Source organism: Acidovorax sp. GW101-3H11 (assembly GCF_001633105.1).
Taxonomy (GTDB): Bacteria; Pseudomonadota; Gammaproteobacteria; order Burkholderiales; family Burkholderiaceae_C; genus Acidovorax.
Genome location: NZ_LUKZ01000031.1, coordinates 115,403 through 132,291, shown reverse-complemented (window position 1 = coordinate 132,291; position 16,889 = coordinate 115,403). Strand labels below are relative to the sequence as shown.

13 protein-coding genes are annotated in these 16,889 nt (G+C 65.1%); 4 read left to right on the top strand and 9 right to left on the bottom strand.

Annotated elements, in window-relative coordinates:
- The first annotated feature begins 495 nt into the window (after positions 1-495).
- Positions 496-933 (top strand): CBS domain-containing protein, encoded by a 438-nt coding sequence (locus tag A1D30_RS22210; protein WP_063462898.1) that lies wholly within the window; start codon positions 496-498, stop codon positions 931-933.
- Between the two features lie 233 nt (positions 934-1,166).
- On the opposite strand, the gene A1D30_RS22205 is transcribed toward A1D30_RS22210, so the two are convergent.
- The 4 genes from A1D30_RS22205 to A1D30_RS22190 form a co-directional block, all read right to left on the bottom strand.
- Entirely contained in the window at positions 1,167-2,006 is an 840-nt protein-coding gene (locus tag A1D30_RS22205; protein ID WP_063462897.1) for an ABC transporter ATP-binding protein, read from the bottom strand.
- Positions 2,003-2,977, bottom strand: coding sequence for a nitrate ABC transporter permease (gene ntrB / locus A1D30_RS22200; RefSeq protein ID WP_082836584.1), 975 nt, complete (start codon positions 2,975-2,977; stop codon positions 2,003-2,005). Before ntrB ends, A1D30_RS22205 begins: the two co-directional genes overlap by 4 nt.
- 66 nt (positions 2,978-3,043) lie before the next feature.
- Positions 3,044-4,288 carry a CmpA/NrtA family ABC transporter substrate-binding protein gene (locus A1D30_RS22195; RefSeq protein WP_063462896.1) on the bottom strand — a complete coding sequence of 415 codons (1,245 nt, stop codon included), beginning with the start codon at positions 4,286-4,288 and terminating at the stop codon, positions 3,044-3,046.
- A 499-nt stretch (positions 4,289-4,787) separates the two neighbouring features.
- A complete protein-coding gene (locus tag A1D30_RS22190; RefSeq protein WP_063462895.1) occupies positions 4,788-5,414 on the bottom strand; it encodes an ANTAR domain-containing protein in 627 nt (208 codons plus the stop codon).
- Positions 5,415-5,646: 232 nt separating this feature from the next.
- Between A1D30_RS22190 and A1D30_RS22185 the strand changes: the two genes are divergently transcribed.
- The 3 genes from A1D30_RS22185 to tsaD all read left to right on the top strand — a co-directional run bounded on the left by A1D30_RS22185 (position 5,647) and on the right by tsaD (position 12,055).
- The gene (locus tag A1D30_RS22185) at positions 5,647-6,807 is read left to right on the top strand and encodes a branched-chain amino acid ABC transporter substrate-binding protein (protein WP_063462894.1); all 1,161 of its coding nucleotides are present in this window, start codon (positions 5,647-5,649) and stop codon (positions 6,805-6,807) included.
- Positions 6,808-7,212: 405 nt separating this feature from the next.
- Complete coding sequence (locus A1D30_RS22180) at positions 7,213-10,998, top strand: putative Ig domain-containing protein (RefSeq protein WP_063462893.1); 3,786 nt, start codon at positions 7,213-7,215, stop codon at positions 10,996-10,998.
- Between the two features lie 16 nt (positions 10,999-11,014).
- On the top strand, positions 11,015-12,055 hold the full coding sequence (tsaD, locus tag A1D30_RS22175) for a tRNA (adenosine(37)-N6)-threonylcarbamoyltransferase complex transferase subunit TsaD (protein ID WP_063462892.1): 1,041 nt from the start codon (positions 11,015-11,017) through the stop codon (positions 12,053-12,055).
- A 65-nt stretch (positions 12,056-12,120) separates the two neighbouring features.
- On the opposite strand, the gene A1D30_RS22170 is transcribed toward tsaD, so the two are convergent.
- Genes A1D30_RS22170 through A1D30_RS22150 form a run of 5 tightly spaced genes read right to left on the bottom strand, consistent with a single transcriptional unit; the run spans position 12,121 to position 16,883 of the window.
- Positions 12,121-13,572 carry an aldehyde dehydrogenase gene (locus A1D30_RS22170; protein ID WP_063462891.1) on the bottom strand — a complete coding sequence of 484 codons (1,452 nt, stop codon included), beginning with the start codon at positions 13,570-13,572 and terminating at the stop codon, positions 12,121-12,123.
- A gap of 45 nt (positions 13,573-13,617) precedes the next feature.
- A complete protein-coding gene (locus tag A1D30_RS22165) occupies positions 13,618-14,328 on the bottom strand; it encodes an ABC transporter ATP-binding protein (protein ID WP_063462890.1) in 711 nt (236 codons plus the stop codon).
- On the bottom strand, positions 14,325-15,083 hold the full coding sequence (locus tag A1D30_RS22160; protein ID WP_063462948.1) for an ABC transporter ATP-binding protein: 759 nt from the start codon (positions 15,081-15,083) through the stop codon (positions 14,325-14,327). Before A1D30_RS22160 ends, A1D30_RS22165 begins: the two co-directional genes overlap by 4 nt.
- Entirely contained in the window at positions 15,076-16,008 is a 933-nt protein-coding gene (locus A1D30_RS22155; RefSeq protein ID WP_063462889.1) for a branched-chain amino acid ABC transporter permease, read from the bottom strand. Before A1D30_RS22155 ends, A1D30_RS22160 begins: the two co-directional genes overlap by 8 nt.
- A complete protein-coding gene (locus tag A1D30_RS22150; protein ID WP_063462888.1) occupies positions 16,005-16,883 on the bottom strand; it encodes a branched-chain amino acid ABC transporter permease in 879 nt (292 codons plus the stop codon). The genes A1D30_RS22155 and A1D30_RS22150 overlap by 4 nt, the downstream gene beginning before the upstream one ends.
- Positions 16,884-16,889 lie beyond the last annotated feature (6 nt).

Below are 16,889 nucleotides of genomic sequence, written 5' to 3'. Positions count from 1 at the left end.
TCATCGATGGGTTGAACTGTACGCCGATGGTGTTCACTAAAAAACCATTGGGTCGCGAATTAACTGTTCCAGTATTGGAAACAATCCAGGTGCTTGTTTCCTGTGCGGCCACAAGGCCGGTGGGGGCGCAAGCGATGGGCGCGGAGGCCAGGAAAGTGGGCGGTGGATCCTTTCGAACTGCGTTGGACATGGGCTGTATCGTGCCCAGCCCGCGCCTTTGCGTCGTCTCGTCACCGTTTCGGTTCTTTTCAGTTTGTTTCGCGCTCCGCCGAATGCAACAGTGGCGAAACATATGCATCGCCGCTGCGACACAGGGGCAAAAAGCCGGGCAAATCGGGCTTGCGCGGGTTGCGCGCGCGGGGCTTATGGGCTGAAATCTCTCCAGGGGGCTTCAGTCCGAACTGAGTGCCAGTTGTGCACCGCAGACCAGGGCGGTCTGCCAGGTCCGCGTGGAGGCTCCCCAGGCCTGTTTCTGTTCTCACGAGGGAGGTTTCCATGACCAGCGTTGCCAAGATTCTTCAATCCAAACCCGATACCACCGTGCACACCATTGCCCCCACGGCCCTGGTGTTTGACGCGCTCAAGCTCATGGCCGACAAGGGCATTGGGGCCCTGCTGGTGACCGAGGGCGAGGCCATTGCGGGCATCTTCACGGAGCGGGACTACGCCCGCAAGATCGCCCTCATGGGGCGCACCTCGTCCGTCACGCAGGTGCGGGATGTGATGACTTCGGCCGTGCGTTTTGTGCGGCCCGACCAGACCAGCGAGCAGTGCATGCAGATCATGAGCACGGGCCGCCTGCGCCACCTGCCCGTGGTGGACAACGGCAAGCTCGTGGGCATGATCTCGATCGGTGACCTGGTCAAGGACATCATCTCCGAGCAGAAATTCATCATCGAGCAGCTGGAGCACTACATCACTGGAACGCATTAAGGGGCAACCCCCTGAGGCGCTGCGCGCCTTCCCCCTTCTCTCGAATGGCTGCGCCATTCGGGAAGGGGGACGCACCCCGGCGCGGCGGGGCGGCCCTTGCGCGGGGGCACTGGCTTGGGTCGTGCGCGTTCTGCGGGCGGCTTCCTTTGGCGCAACGCTGAAAAAAAGGGCTCTGACCGATCTGGTCAGAGCCCTTTTGTTTTGTCGTGTTGTCGGGCCTGGAGCCCTGCGGCTCAGGCGGCTTTTTCGACGTGCCCCTGGCGGGTGTAGAGGAAGTCGATCACTGCCTTGCGGTAGTGCACGTACTGCGGGTCTTCGGCCAGCTCCACGCGTTTGCGGGGGCGGGGCAGGTCTACCGCCAGCACCTCGCCAATGGTGGCGGCCGGGCCGTTGGTCATCATCACGATCTTGTCGGACAGCAGCACGGCTTCGTCCACGTCGTGGGTCACCATGACCACGGTGCTTTGCGTGCGCGCCACGATCTCCAGCAGCTCGTCCTGCAGCTTGGCGCGGGTCAATGCGTCCAGCGCGCCGAAGGGCTCGTCCATCAGCAGCACCTGGGGTTCCATGGAAAGCGCCCGGGCAATGCCCACGCGCTGCTTCATGCCGCCCGAGATTTCACCGGGGCGCTTCTGGCCTGCGGGTGTGAGGCCCACCAGCGCCAGTGCGGCATCGGTGCGGGCCTTGAGCTGGGCCTTGGTTTCCTTGGCGCCAAACACGCGCTCCACAGCCAGGTAGATGTTGTCGAAGCAGGTGAGCCAGGGCAGCAGCGAGTGGTTCTGGAACACCACGGCGCGCTCAGGCCCTGGGCCCTTGATCTCCTTGTTGGCGCAGAGCAGCGCGCCGTTGGTGGGGGTGGTCAGGCCTGCGATCAGATTCAAGAGCGTGGACTTGCCGCAGCCCGAGTGCCCGATCAGCGCCACGAACTCGCCCTTGGCAATGGTCAGGTTGATGTCACGCAACGCCGGGAACAGGCCCTTGGCCGTCTTGAAGGTCTGCTCGACGCCGTGGACCTCGATGAACTTGGTGCTCATGGAGGGGTGTGTGGATGCTGCCGTGGTGGTCGTGTTCATGCCTTCACCTCTTCAAAAGTAAATGCGGTGGCCAGCTTGATGAGCGCAAACTCCAGCACCAGCCCGACGATGCCGATCACGAAGATCGCGATGATGATGTTCTTGACGTTGAGGTTGTTCCACTCGTCCCACACCCAGAAGCCGATGCCCACGCCGCCCGTCAGCATCTCGGCCGCCACGATCACCAGCCACGCGGTGCCCACGGCCAGGCGCACGCCGGTCAGCATGTAGGGCAGCACAGCGGGGAAGAGGATCTTGGTGGCGATCTTCCACTCACTCAGGTTCAGCACGCGGGCCACGTTCATGTAGTCCTGCGGCACGCGCTGCACGCCCACGGCGGTGTTGATGATCATGGGCCAGATGGAGCAGATGAAGATGGTCCAGATGGCGGCCGGGTTGGCGCCCTTGAAGACCAAGAGGCCAATCGGCAACCAGGCCAGCGGCGACACCGGCCGAAGCAGGCTGATGAGCGGGTTGAACATGCGCGACAGGAAGTTGAAGCGCCCGATCACGAAGCCCGCAGGGATGCCCACCAGCGCCGCCATGCCGAAGCCGATGGCCACGCGCTCCAGCGACATCAGTACGTTCCAGCCCACGCCCTGGTCGTTGGGGCCGTTCCGGTAGAACGGGTTGCTGAAGATGTCCAGCGCCTGCTTCCAGGTCTCCACGGGGCTGGGGATGCTGCCACCCGTGGTGGTGGACACCACCGCCCACAGCCCGACGAGCAAGCCCAGGCCACACAGCGGCGGCAGCACGGCCAGCCAGAAGCTGCGCGACAGGGCGGTCCAGTCGCGTGTGGCCGGTGCTGCGGCGCCGGGTGCGGGCGTTGGCTTGGCAACGGGCGCAGGATTCAAGGTTTTTTGGGCCTTTGCGCCTGCTGGTAAAGTGTTTGTAGCTACATTATTCATAGCATTTTGCGCCGCCCCGGCGGGGGCGGCATCCAGGGGGGAGTGAAAAACGGCACTGACCATGGTGTTTCTCCTGTGGGTCCTGTGAAGAGGCCGGGTGTGCAGGTTGGGGAAGGCTAGGGCGCCCGATCAGGCTTTGATCTTGAAGCTGTCGGCGTACTTCGCGGGGTCCTTGCCGTCCCATACCACGCCGTCCAGCAGCTTGCTGGTGCGCATGGCGTCCTTGGGCACATTGATTTTCATGGCGCTGGCCACCGACTTGTAGAGGTCGATCTGGTTGATTTGCTTGGCCACGCCCAGGTAGTCGGGATGGTCCTTCAGCAAACCCCAGCGCTTGTGCTGCGTGAGGAACCACATGCCGTCCGACAGGTAGGGGAAGTTCACCGCGCCGTCGTTGAAGAACTTCATGTGGTTGGGGTCGTCCCAGGTCTTGCCCAGGCCGTTCTGGTAGCGGCCCAGGATGCGCTGGTTGATCGCGTCCACGCTGGTGTTGACGTAGGCCTTGCCCGCCACCGTCTCGGCCATCTTCATCTTGTTGGACAGGCTCGCGTCGATCCACTGGCTGGCTTCGAGCACCGCCATCATCACCGCGCGGGTGGTGTTGGGGTTCTTCTTGACGAACTCGGCCGAGGTGCCCAGCACCTTCTCGGGGTGGTCCTTCCAGATGTCCTGCGTGGTGTTGGCGGTGATGCCGATGCCGTCCATGATGGCGCGGTGGTTCCAGGGTTCGCCCACGCAGAAGCCGTCCATGTTGCCCACGCGCATGTTGGCCACCATCTGGGGCGGTGGCACGGTGATGAGCTTGGCGCCCGACAGCGGGTTGATGCCCGCCGCTGCCAGCCAGTAGTGCATCCACATCGCGTGGGTGCCGGTGGGGAAAGTGCCCGCGAACGTGTATTCGCGCTTTTCCTTGGCCATCAGCTTGGCCAGCGAGGGGCCGTCCACTGCACCTTTGTCGGCCAGCGCCTTCGACAAGGTGATCGCCTGGCCGTTGTTGTTCAGGCTCATCAGCACAGCCATGTCCTTCTTGGGGCCTGCGGTGCCCAGGTGCACGCCGTAGACCAGGCCGTAGAGCACGTGGGCAAAGTCCAGCTCGCCATTCACCAGCTTGTCGCGCACACCGGCCCACGATGCTTCCTTGGTGGGGATGATGGTGACGCCGTACTTCTTGTCGAAGCCCAGCACCGAGGCCATCACCACGCTGGCGCAGTCGGTCAGCGGGATGAAGCCGATCTTCACTTCCTTCTTTTCGGGGGCGTCCGAGCCCTGGGCGTGCACCAGGGCGCGCAGGGCGGGGCTCACGCCCACGGCGCCCACGGTGGCGGCCTGCAGCACGGTGCGGCGGTTGAGGCTGGTTTTCAACAGATCGGTCATGGGGCGGTTCCTCGGTGCGTTAGAAAACAAAAAAGGCGTCCTCCCCTGGCCGGGTTGCATGCGCAATCGGGCTCGGAGAGGGACGCCTTTGTCCATGGCAAAGCCCATTGGGGGGCTTTGTGTCAGCACTGGCCCGCCATTGGGCCGGTGCTGTCAGGGTGGGACCGTCTTTGGTCTTGCCAGGGTTAATGCAAGCAGCGTGCCAGCCTGTTTTGCGCCAGTTTGGCGCTGCCATTACTATGTTTTTAATAGCTGCTTAGGCAAGATGGACAGGCGCAGGCGGCCTTTTTGGCTTGAAATGGTCAGGGCTGGTGCATGCGCGCAGGCTGCACTGCGTTTGTGCGGCGCACCATGTGGGAGAAACCGGTGGATCTGGACGCAGCCCAAGCCAGGGATGCCAAGCAAGGGCCGCCCCGCAGCGAGGGCATCGTCCCCCTTCCCGAACTGCGCAGCAGTTCGAGAGAAGGGGGAAGGCGCGCAGCGCCTCAGGGGGATGTCACTAGCCGAGCAAATCCATCACATCGAGCATGCGCTGCGCCACATCCACGAGCTTCAGGCCCTTGTCCATGGCCGTCTTGCGCAGCTTTTCGTAGGCCGCCTGTTCGGTCAGGCCCTGGCGCTGCATCAGCAGGCCCTTGGCGCGGTCGATGGTCTTGCGGTCTTTGAGTTCGGTCTTGGCGTCGGCCAGCTCGGCGCGCAGCGCCTGTTCGTGCTGGAAGCGCGCCATGGCCACGTCCAGAATGGGGCGGATGCGCTGGGGCGCCAGGCCCGCCACGATGTAGGCCGACACGCCCGCCGCCACCGCGTCCTTCACGTGCGAGGTGTCCTCGTCGTTGGTGAACATCACGATGGGGCGCCGCTCGTCGCGCGTGGCCATCACCACATGTTCGAGCGCGTCGCGCGCCTCGCTTTCGGCGTCCACGATGATCAGGTCGGGCTGCAGCTGGGCGATGCGCTCGCTCAGAAACACATCGGCGGGCAGCGTGGCCACCAGGTTGAAGTTGTTCTCCAGCAACCCGATGCGCAGCGCACGCGACCGCTCCGCCTGCAGGACGGCGTGTTCGTCGTGTGGGTCGGCAATCGCCAGATCCGGGGCGACCACCACGATGCGCAAGGCCTCATTCATAGACCCGAGCATAAGCAATTTTCACGCCGCAATTTGGTGCGCCGAAGCGGTGCATGGGGCGGTTTGGGGCTGGGCGGGGGGCTGTGACCAGCCCCGAAAAGCGGCACCACCCCCTTGCGGGGCCTGAAAGTTGCTAATAAAGGGCGCTGCGGGAGGGCATACCCGATAGCGCCTCCGGGTGGCCTCGCATATACATCCGGTCACTTCGACATTCAGATATGGAGTTTTTTGCATGAACAAGCACTTCAACCGGCGCCGCTTCTCGGCCAGCCTGGCCCTGACCGCAGTGGCGACTGCCGCAGTCCTGACCGGATGCGGCAAGGTGCCGGACACCATCAAAATTGGTGTGGCGCAGCCCCTCTCTGGCCCGCTGGGCGCCCTGGGGCAGGATCTGCTCAACGGCGTGACCCTGGCGGTGGATGAACTCAACAAGTCCGGCTACACCGTAGACGGCAAGCGCGTGACGCTGGAGGTGGTGTCGGTGGACGACAAGGCCGACGCCGCCACCGGCAAGGCCGTGGCCCAGCAGCTGGTGGATGCGGGCGTGGTGGCCGTGATCGGGCACCTGAACTCGGGCGTGAGCATCGAGACCGCGCCCATCTACGCCGCCAAGGACATCGCGCAGATCGCCATCTCCACCAACCCCAAGTTCACCCAGCTGGGCTTCTCCACCACCTTCCGCATGGTGGGCAACGACACCCTGCAGGCCCGCGCCATCGGCTCGTTTGCCGCCACGCAGCTGGGCGCCGCACGTTATGCCGCGCTGGACGACGGCACCCCCTACGGCAAGGGCCTGGCCGACGGCGCCGCCGAGCAGCTCAAGGCCGAGAAGAAAGAAGTGGTGGTGCGCAAGTCGTTCGACGACAAGACCGTGGCGTTTGACGAGCTGGCCGGCGAACTCAAGGCCGCCAAGGTGGAGGTGATTGTCTCCACGCTGAACGACTTCCAGGCCCTGGCCCTGCTCGAAGCCCTGCGCAAGGTGGACCACACCAAGGTCAGCCTGCTCGGCGGCGACACCATCAAGACCACCGACATGACCAAGGGCGCGGGCATCGTGCAAGGCATCTACGCCACCTCGCCGGTGCTCGAAGCCAAGGAGTTCTCCACCGGCAAGCCCTTCCTGGAGAAATACATCGCCGCCTACAAAAAGCCCCCGGCCTATGGCGGCCACTACAGCTACGACAGCACCTACGTGCTCTCGGCCGCCATCCAGAAGGCCAAATCAGCCGCCCCCAAGGACATCACCAAGGCCATGCACAGCATCAACGGCTACGCGCCCGTGATCGGCACCATGACCTGGGACGACAAGGGCGAGCAGCGCTACGGCGCGGTGGGCGTGTATGAACTGCGCGCAGGCAGCTGGGAGCTGCGCATGCGGTCGGACCGCTGGTAAACCCTGGGGCCGTGGCCTCTCTCAACCCCTGCTGGTAGGTGCCTGCAGGGGTTTTTGCTTTTTGAGGCTACTCGCACGACAGGGGCGCGGGTGCAAAAAACTCAGGGAGATTATTTAACTTTCTGGTAAAAATTGGTTGCAGGCTCGCAACCAACACTGTTGGCGACAGCCAGAGACCTGGTAGCTCAATCCTCAGGGCCTGGCTTCACCTGAATTGCGCGCTTGTCTTGCCCCGCCCCCCGTTCGGGTTCGATTGCGCCGAGGCAGCAGCGGTCAACCCGGAGATGGCGCAGACCATACCGAAGGGGTTTAGATCGAGGGCTGGGTCACCATTCATTTGTTAGCTTCCTCCGCTTGGCAATTAGGCGTTGGGCGCAATTCTTGCCATAGTTTTAGGAGCATGCGATGGCCATTCCACTTGACGAAAATTACAACGACGACACCACAGATCAGGTCTTTTCCGGTAACACCTTCGATCTGGACGGACTCCACTATGTACTGGCGGGAGGCCACGCCTTCAGCAGCAAGATCGTGCTGGGGAGCACGCTCAACATTCCCCCGACAGTTGGCAACAACAACGAGCTGATCTTCGACATGGCTGCTGACAACAGCTCCCAGTGGGGGCTGTCCAGCGTCACTATTTCGGCGGTTGACGGCAGTGCCTTCAGCCTCGCGGGCATCAGCTTCATGATCTATAACGGGGCCGCTATTGGTGCCCCTGGCCCGTCTTCCAATGTCACTTTGACGAACAATCGGGGCGAAACGATTGGGACGTATGTACCCACTGATGGTGGTTTCGTCGTCCAGTTCGATGGGGCCAGCAATTCGGCGGCGCAGGGCATCACGAGCTTCACGTTCTCGGGGACCGAGTTGGTCCTTGAAATTGACAACCTGAACTTCGAGCCGGTCCCCCCTACCATCACCAGCGCCACCTACGACGCATCCACAGGAGTGCTGGTGGTCACGGGCACAGACTTCGCCGCGTTGGCGGGGGCGGCCAATGACATCGATGCGAGCAAGTTCACCCTCACGGGAGAGGGCAACGCCACCTACGCACTGACTGATACGGCCGATGTGGAAATCACCAGTGCAACGAGCTTCACGCTGACGCTGAGTGCCACCGACCGCGCCGGGCTGAACCTGATTGCCAACAAGAATGGCACCAGCTCCACGGGCGGCGCTGTCTACAACCTGGCTGCGGCTGACGACTGGAATGCCGCTGTGACCGGCGGCAACACAGCCGACCTCACGCTCAATGCTGTCACCGTGTCCAACGCCAACGCGGCACCTACGGTGGCTAACGCAATCCCGAACCAGAACGCCACAGAAGATGCGGCGTTCAGCTTCCAGTTCGCGGCCAACACCTTCGCGGACTCGGATGTCGGCGACACGCTGACCTACAGCGCTCAGCTTTCTGGTGGCGGTGCCCTGCCTGCTTGGCTGAGCTTCAATCCTGCGAACCGCACTTTCAGTGGCACGCCCGCCAACGGCAATGTGGCTAACGTTGCCATTGATGTGATCGCCAGCGATGGCAAAGGTGGCTCGGTGACGGACACCTTCAACATCGTGGTGGCCAACACCAATGACGCCCCTACTGTTGCCAATGCCATCCCCAACCAGAACGCCAGCGAAGACGCTGCCTTCAACTTCCAGTTCGCTGCCAACACCTTCGCGGATGTAGACGTGGGCGACACGCTCACCTACACGGCCCAACTGGCAGGCGGGGGTGCCTTGCCTGCCTGGCTGAACTTCAATGCCGCCACCCGCACCTTCAGCGGCACGCCCGCCAACGGCGACGTGGGAACGCTGAGCATCGACGTGATCGCCAGCGACGGTAACGGTGGCTCGGTGACGGACACCTTCAACATCGTGGTGGCCAACACCAATGACGCCCCCACCGTTGCCAATGCCATCGCCAATCAGAACGCCACCGAAGACGCTGCCTTCAACTTCCAGTTCGCTGCCAACACCTTCGCCGACCCGGACGTGGGCGACACGCTCACCTACAGCGCCCAGGTGGCTGGCGGGGGAGCTCTGCCAGCGTGGCTGAGCTTTGATCCCGCCACCCGCACCTTTAGCGGCACGCCCGCTAACGGCGACGTGGGAACGTTGAGCATCGACGTGATCGCCAGCGACGGTAACGGTGGCTCGGTGACGGACACCTTCAACATCGCAGTGGCCAACACCAACGACACCCCCACGCTTGCCAATGCCATCCCCAACCAGAACGCCAGCGAAGACGCTGCCTTCAACTTCCAGTTCGCCGCCAACACCTTCGCCGACCCGGACGTGGGCGATACCCTCACCTACACGGCCCAACTGGCAGGCGGGGGTGCCCTGCCGGCCTGGCTGAACTTCAATGCCGCCACCCGCACCTTTAGCGGCACCCCCGCCAACGGCGACGTGGGCACCCTCAGCATCCAGGTCACGGCCGACGACGGCAACGGCGGCAGCATCGCCGACACCTTCGACATCGTGGTGGCCAACACCAACGACGCTCCCACGGTGGCCAACACCATCCCCGACCGCAGCGCCACCCAGGGGGCGGCCTTCAACTTCCAGTTCGCTGCCAACACCTTCGCCGACGCGGACGTGGGCGACACCCTCACCTACAGCGCCCAGGTGGCTGGCGGGGGGGCTCTGCCAGCCTGGCTGGGCTTCGATCCCGCCACCCGCACCTTCAGCGGCACCCCCGCCAACGGCGACGTAGGAACGCTGAGCATCGACGTGATCGCCAGCGACGGTAACGGCGGCACCGTTACCGACACCTTCATCATCACCGTGGGTGACGTCAACGACAACCCCACCGTTGCCAACGCCATCGCCAACCAGAACGCCAGCGAAGACTCGGTCTTCAACTTCCAGTTCGCCGCCAACACCTTCGCCGATGCGGACGTGGGCGACACACTCACCTACACCGCCCAGCTGGCAGGTGGCGGTGCCCTTCCCGCGTGGCTGAGCTTCGATCCCGCCACCCGCACCTTCAGCGGCACCCCGCTGAACACCCACGTCGGCACCCTCAGCGTCCAGGTCACCGCCAGTGACGGCCACGGCGGCAGCGTGGCCGACAGCTTCGACATCGTGGTGGCCAACACCAACGACGCCCCCACGCTGGCCAACGCCATCCCCAACCGCAGCGGCACCGAAGGCTTTGCCTTCAGCTACACCCTCGCGGCCAACGCCTTTGCCGATGTGGACGTGGGCGATGTGCTCACCTACAGCGCCCAGCTCGCCGGGGGTGGCGCCTTGCCCGCCTGGCTGAGCTTCAACCCCGCCACTCGCACCTTCAGTGGCACGCCTGCCGCCACCGGCACGGTGAGCATCGAAGTGACCGCCGACGACGGCCACGGCGGCACCGTGAGCGACAGCTTTGACGTGGTGATCGGCGCCGCCCCGGTGGACCCCGAACCCCCCGTCACCCCGCCCGTCACGCCACCTGTCACCCCTCCCACCCCGGGCGTGCCCGACAACGATGGCATCCCGCCCGCCGTGGAAGACCAGGCCCCCGGCATTCCGGGCCCGAGCGGCAACACCACCCCGGGAGACGGCAACGGAGACGGCATCAAGGACAGCGAGCAGCCCTCGGTAGGCTCGGTCGGCTTTGTGCTCAGCCCCACGGGCGAGAGCAACCCGGGCAGCGCCCCACCCACCTTCACCACCCTGGTGGCCAGCAGCCAGAACGGCAAGGTGGGCAGCGGCAACGACAACTCCCGCATCACCAGCCTGACACAGAAAGACGCGCCAGCGGATGCACCGGCAGGGCTGCAGACCCCCATCGGGCTGGTCAGCAACGACAACTCCCGCATCACCAGCCTGACACAGAAAGACGCGCCAGCGGATGCACCGGCAGGGCTGCAGACCCCCATCGGGCTGGTCAGCTTCACGGTGGAGCTGGCACAGGGCAAGAGCAGCGAAAGCTTCAGCCTGTACCTGGACCCTGCACTGGGGGTCAACGGCTACTGGAAGCAGGACGCCAGCGGCACCTGGGTGAACCTGGCGAGCGAACCCTATGGCGGCAAGGTGGTGACGGAAGGAGGGCGCACACGCCTGGACTTCCAGATCACGGACGGAGGGCAGTTCGACGCAGACGGCAAGGTGGATGGGATCATCACGGACCCGGGGGCGCCGGGGCACATGCCGCTGTCGATCGTGGGGCTGGCTCCGGATATGCCCCAGGGGTTCTGGTTTTGAAAACTACACTCGGGGCATGAGTTTGCTGATCCTCGGTATTGAATCCTCCTGCGACGAAACCGGCGTGGCGTTGGTCCGTTCTACGGGCGATGCCGTGCCCACCCTGCTGTCCCATGCCCTGCATAGCCAGATCGAGATGCACCAGGCCTATGGCGGCGTGGTGCCTGAGCTGGCCAGCCGTGACCACATCCGCCGCGTGCTGCCGCTGGCCAAAGAGGTGCTGACCGAGTCCGGCCAGACGCTGGCGGACGTGGACGTGGTGGCCTACACGCGCGGCCCGGGGCTGGCGGGTGCGCTGCTGGTGGGGGCGGGCGTGGCTTGCGCGCTGGGCGCGGCGCTGAACAAGCCGGTGCTGGGCGTGCACCACCTGGAGGGGCATTTGCTGTCACCATTCCTCAGCGCCGACCCGCCGGAGTTCCCCTTCGTGGCCCTGCTGGTGTCGGGCGGGCACACGCAGCTGATGCGCGTGGATGGTGTGGGTCGCTACGAGATCCTGGGCGAGACGATTGATGATGCGGCGGGCGAGGCATTCGACAAATCCGCCAAGCTCATGGGCCTGGGCTATCCGGGCGGCCCTGCACTGTCGCGCCTGGCCGAGCAGGGTAGCGCCACGGCCTTCAAGCTGCCCCGGCCTCTGCTGCACAGCGGCGATCTCGACTTTTCGTTTGCGGGCCTCAAGACGGCCGTGCTCACGCAGGCCAAGAAGCTGGGTGATGAGCTGGAGGCGCGCAAGGCCGACCTGGCCGCCAGCACCGAGGCGGCGATTGTCGATGTGCTGGTGAAGAAGACGCTGACCGCGCTCAAGCAGACGGGCCTGAAACGTGTGGTGGTCGCCGGGGGCGTAGGGGCCAACCGGCACCTGCGTGCGCAGCTCAATGCGGCCTGCGCTGCGGCCAAGGTGCGCGTGCATTACCCCGAGCTGCACCTGTGCACCGACAACGGCGCCATGATCGCCATGGCCGCAGCCATGCGGTTGCAGGCGGGGCAGCAGCAGGCCAACAGTGACTACGCGTTTGACGTGAAGCCGCGCTGGCCGCTGGATGCGATCACGGTTTGATTTTTTGAATAAAAAAGGCCGCTGCCGCCTGTCCAGCAAGCGTTAGCAGCTATCTTTTTTGATTTTCAGAAGGGGTAGTGGCGGGGGCTGGTCTGCACCGTCACCCAGCGCAGTTCGGTGAACTCGCGCACACCCGCCATGCCGCCAAAGCGGCCGTAGCCCGAACTCTTCACCCCCCCAAACGGCATCTGGCCTTCGTCGTGCACCGTGGGGCCGTTGATGTGGCAAATACCCGACTCGATGCGCGCCGCCACGTTCCAGGCCTTGGCCACATCGCGGCTGAACACGGCGGAGGACAGGCCGAACTCGTTGTCGTTGGCGCAGGCAACGGCTTCCTCCACACCGTTCACGCGCACCACGGGCTTCGCCGGGCCGAACGATTCTTCGCGGTAGATGTCCATCGCGGCCGTCACGTGGTCGAGCACGGTGGCCTGCATCAACGTGCTGTCGCTCTTGCCGCCGCAGACCAGCTTGGCGCCCTTGGCCAGTGCGTCGTCGATCAATGCGTTGCAGCGGTGCACCGTGGCCATGTCCACCACCGAGCCCAGCACCACCGGGCCCTTGCGCGGGTCGCCCAGGGGCAGCGCCTTGGCGCGCTCGCCCAGCTTGGCCACAAACTCGTCGGCCACCGTGTTGTCCACGATGATGCGCTCGGTGGACATGCAAATCTGGCCCGAGTTGGCGAAGGCGCCAAACACGGTACCCGCCACGGCGGCGTCGATGTCTGCGTCATCCAGCACCAGCAGCGGCGCCTTGCCGCCCAGCTCCAGCACCACGGGCTTGAGGTACTTGGCGCAGGTCTGCGCAATGATGCGGCCCACCTTGGTGGAGCCGGTGAAGTTGATGCGGCGCACTGCCGGGTGGGCCACGATGGCCTCGACCACAGCACCCGCATCGGCCGGGGCATTGGTCACAAAGTTCACCACACCAGTGGGCAACCCGGCTTCCTGCAGCGCTTCGATGATGAGGCCGTGCGTGGCGGGGCACAGCTCCGAGCCTTTCAGGATCACCGTGTTGCCGCAGGCCAGCGGCGTGGCAATGGCGCGCACGCCCAGGATGACCGGCGCGTTCCACGGCGCAATGCCCAGCACCACGCCCGCCGCCTGGCGCACGCCCATGGCCAGGCTGCCGGGCACGTCGGACGGGATCACCTCGCCCGCAATCTGTGTGGTCAGTGCGGCTGCTTCTTGCAGCAGGCCAGCGGCCAGGTGCACGTTGAAGCCCGCCCACATGCCGGAGGCACCGGTTTCCGCAGCCATGGCGGTAGCGAAGTCGGCTGTGCGGGCTTCGAGCGCGTGGGCAGCCTTGAGCAGCAGCGCGCGGCGTGCGTTGGGGCCCAGGGCGGACCAGGCCGGGAAGGCCTTGGCGGCTGCATCGGCAGCGGCCTTGGCATCGGCCACGCTGGCGGCGGGTGCCGTGGTGGCGATGGAGCCGTCCAGCGGGTTGCGGCGCTCAAACGTGGCGCTGCCGGTGGCTTGCACGCGCTCGCCGTTGATCAGCATGGAAATGGCAGTCATGGATGAAAGCTCCTGAATAAGAACAGAGAAAGGGGAAGGGGGTATTCAAGCGACGCCGAGATAGGCCTGGCGCACCACGTCGGACTGCAGCAGGTCAGAGGCCGCGCCAGACGCCACGATGCGCCCGCGCTCCAGCACATAGCCGCGTTGCGCAATCTGCAGCGCCTTGCGCACGTTTTGTTCGACCATGAGCACCGTCACGCCCTGCGCGGCGATGCGCTGCACGATGGCCAGCAGCTCATCGACCATGCGCGGTGCCAGGCCCAGCGAGGGCTCGTCCAGCATCAACAGACGCGGGCCGCTCATCAAGGCGCGGGCCACGGCCACCATCTGCTGCTCGCCGCCGCTCATGGTGCCTGCGAGCTGCGTGGCGCGTTCTTTCAGGCGGGGGAAGTCTTCAAACGCCTGGGCCAGCCGGTCGGCGCGGGTGCGCGAGGGCACCAGCCAGCCGCCCAGCTCCAGGTTCTCGGTCACCGTCATCTGCGGGAACAGCTGGCGGCCCTCGGCCACCAGGGCCAAGCCGCGCTGCACGCAGGCGGTGGCGTTCATCGCGGGCAGGTCGCTGCCGTCCAGCGCCACGGTGCCCGTGCGCGGCAGCAGCCCGGCCAGCGCCTTGAGCAGCGTGGTCTTGCCTGCACCGTTGGGGCCGACGATGACGGTGATTCCGGGTGCGGCCTGCAGCGACAGGTCTTGCAGCACTTGAAAGCCGTGGTAGCCCGTGGTCAGGTTCTGCACGGTGAGGTGTGCGCCGCTCATGCCGTGGCTCCTTCGCTAGTGGCTGCCATTTCGTCACCCAGATAGGCCTCGATCACCTGCGGGTCGCGCACCACCTCGGCGGGTGTGTCGTCGGCAATCTTGCGGCCCTGGTGCAGCACCAGCACGCGCTCCACGTACTTGAGCAGCGTGGTCACCGCATGCTCGATCCACACCACCGTCAGCCCCCAGTCGTCGCGCAGGCGGCGAATGCGCTGGGCCATGGCGTCCACCTCGGACTCTGTCAGGCCCGCCGCCACCTCGTCGAGCAGCAGCAGGCGCGGGCGTGTGCCCAGGGCCATGCCGATCTCCAGCAGGCGCTGCTGCGACGGGGTCACGTCGGCGGCGGGCCGGTCGGCCAGGTGGGCCAGGCCCAGCATGGCAAGGATCTCGCCTTCGCTGCGCAGGCCCTCGGGCCCTTGGCGGTGGCGGCCCGCGAACTGCATGCCAAAGCGCACGTTGTCGCGTACCGTCATGTCGGGGAACACGCGCGGCGTCTGGAAGGTGCGTGCAATGCCGTGGGCCGCATAGTGGTGCGGGCCCTTGCCGGTGAGGTTGTCGGCACCACAGTACAGCGTGCCCGATGTGGGCGGCTGCACGCCCGAGATGGCGTTGAAGAACGTGGTCTTGCCCGCACCGTTGGGGCCGATGATGCCGATGAGTTCGCCCGTGTGAAGTGTGGCGCTCACGCCGTCCACGGCGGTGAGGCCGCCGAAGCGCACGGTGACTGCGTCGATGGTCAACAAGGCTTCAGCCATGGTGCGCCTCCGCAGCAGGCTTGCGCCGTTGCCACAGCGTGGCCAGGCCATTGGGCAGGTACATCACGCACAAAATCAGCAGCAGGCCCAGCACCATCATGTAGCCGTAGGGCAGTTGCAGGCGCAGCGTCTCGGCCAGCAGGCTGAACACGATGGCTGCCAGGATGGGGCCGCCGATGCTGGTGGCACCGCCAATCAGCGCGATCAGCACTGTCTGGAAGCCGATGAAGGGGCTGAACACGGCTGCGGGCTCGATGTAGGTCCAGCGCACGGCCATGGCCGCGCCCACGGCGCCTGCAAAGGCGGCGGTGATGCCAAAGCCCGCGATCTTGGCCAGGCGCGTGTCCACGCCCAGCGTCTGGGCGCGCTGCTCGTCGGCACCAATGCCCGAGAGCGCCAGGCCAAATCGGCTGCGCTGGATGGCAATGGCGGTGGCAATGGCCGCTGCTGCGATCAGCAGCACCGTGAGGTACACCGTTTCGTTGCTGGGCACCACCGTGAGCACGCGGCCCACGGTGCCGGACACCTGCTTTTCAACAAAGGTCACGGCGTGGCGGATGAGCTCGGTCATGCCAAAGGTCAGCACCGCAAAGTAGGTGCCGCGCAGGTGCAGCACGGCGGCGCCCATCACCACGGCCACGATGGTGGCGATGAGTGCGCCGCTCAGAATCACCAGGGGCCAGGGCAGCACGGCCAGCAGCGTGGCGCTGGTGTAAGCGCCAATGCCAAAGAACGCCGAAGTGGCCAGCGACAGGTAGCGCGTGGCGCCGCAGAACAGCGACCAGCTGGTGGCCAGCGCGATGTACATCAGGCAGCTGAGCAGCACGGAGGCCATGAATTCGGACACCAGCCAGGGCAGGGTGGCGACCACCGCCACCCCCGCTGCCAAGGCCAGCCAAGGCTTGTTGGAATGAAGGGAAGTCATTTTTTGGAGAACAGTCCGTTGGGGCGCCAGATCAGCACGCCGATGAACACTGCATAGCTCAGCAGCATCTTGAGAGACGGGCTGCTGAAGTGCATGCCCAGCGCCTCGACCACGCCGAGCAGCAAGCCACCGGCCAGACTGCCCGCCAGGCTGCCAAAGCCGCCCAGCGTGATCACGATCAGCGCCGTCACGGTATAGGGCTCACCCATCGACGGAGAAATCTCATACGTCATGGACAGCAGCGCACCCGCCACGCCCGACAGGCCCAGGCCAATACCAAACATCATGGGGTGCAGGCGCCGCGTGTTGATGCCCACCAGCTGCGCGCCCGTGGGCGACTGCATCAGCGCCCGCACGGCCTTGCCCAGCAGCGTGAGCCGGAGCAGTGCGATCAGCCCTGCGGACAGCGCCAGCGCCACGCCAAACAGCACCAGCTTGTTCTCGGTGAAGCGCATGCCCGCAATCTGCACCGGGTCGGCCAGGTATTCATATCCGCGCAGGTCACCACCCCAGATCAGCAGGGCGGTGTTCTGCACCAGAAACATCAGGCCAAAGCCCACCATCAGGCTGCGCGCCTCGAACACATCCACATTGGGGGCGCGGGCGGCCAGGCGTTTGAAGCACAGCGCATGCACCACCACACCCAGCACAAACAGCGAGATGAACGCGAGCGGCATGAGCAGCAGCGGCGAGATGCCTGTGGCCGTGTGCGCCCACCAGGTCAGGAACGCGCCGAGCATCAAAAACTCGCCATGCGAGATGTTCATGATGCGCATCAGCCCGTATTGCAGGTTCAGGCCCATGGCCACCAGCGCGTAGATGCCGCCGGTAATGAGGCCACTGGCGACCAGTTCGGCCCAGGAGGTCAAGGACATTCCGTG

Bases quoted from the DNA above. Each gene is read 5' to 3' on its own strand.
- A1D30_RS22210 (WP_063462898.1), top strand. From the start codon at position 496: ATGACCAGCGTTGCCAAGATTCTTCAATCCAAACCCGATACCACCGTG.
- A1D30_RS22205 (WP_063462897.1), bottom strand. From the start codon at position 2,006: ATGAACACGACCACCACGGCAGCATCCACACACCCCTCCATGAGCACC.
- ntrB (WP_082836584.1), bottom strand. From the start codon at position 2,977: ATGGTCAGTGCCGTTTTTCACTCCCCCCTGGATGCCGCCCCCGCCGGG.
- A1D30_RS22195 (WP_063462896.1), bottom strand. From the start codon at position 4,288: ATGACCGATCTGTTGAAAACCAGCCTCAACCGCCGCACCGTGCTGCAG.
- A1D30_RS22190 (WP_063462895.1), bottom strand. From the start codon at position 5,414: ATGAATGAGGCCTTGCGCATCGTGGTGGTCGCCCCGGATCTGGCGATT.
- A1D30_RS22185 (WP_063462894.1), top strand. From the start codon at position 5,647: ATGAACAAGCACTTCAACCGGCGCCGCTTCTCGGCCAGCCTGGCCCTG.
- A1D30_RS22180 (WP_063462893.1), top strand. From the start codon at position 7,213: ATGGCCATTCCACTTGACGAAAATTACAACGACGACACCACAGATCAG.
- tsaD (WP_063462892.1), top strand. From the start codon at position 11,015: ATGAGTTTGCTGATCCTCGGTATTGAATCCTCCTGCGACGAAACCGGC.
- A1D30_RS22170 (WP_063462891.1), bottom strand. From the start codon at position 13,572: ATGACTGCCATTTCCATGCTGATCAACGGCGAGCGCGTGCAAGCCACC.
- A1D30_RS22165 (WP_063462890.1), bottom strand. From the start codon at position 14,328: ATGAGCGGCGCACACCTCACCGTGCAGAACCTGACCACGGGCTACCAC.
- A1D30_RS22160 (WP_063462948.1), bottom strand. From the start codon at position 15,083: ATGGCTGAAGCCTTGTTGACCATCGACGCAGTCACCGTGCGCTTCGGC.
- A1D30_RS22155 (WP_063462889.1), bottom strand. From the start codon at position 16,008: ATGACTTCCCTTCATTCCAACAAGCCTTGGCTGGCCTTGGCAGCGGGG.
- A1D30_RS22150 (WP_063462888.1), bottom strand. From the start codon at position 16,883: ATGTCCTTGACCTCCTGGGCCGAACTGGTCGCCAGTGGCCTCATTACC.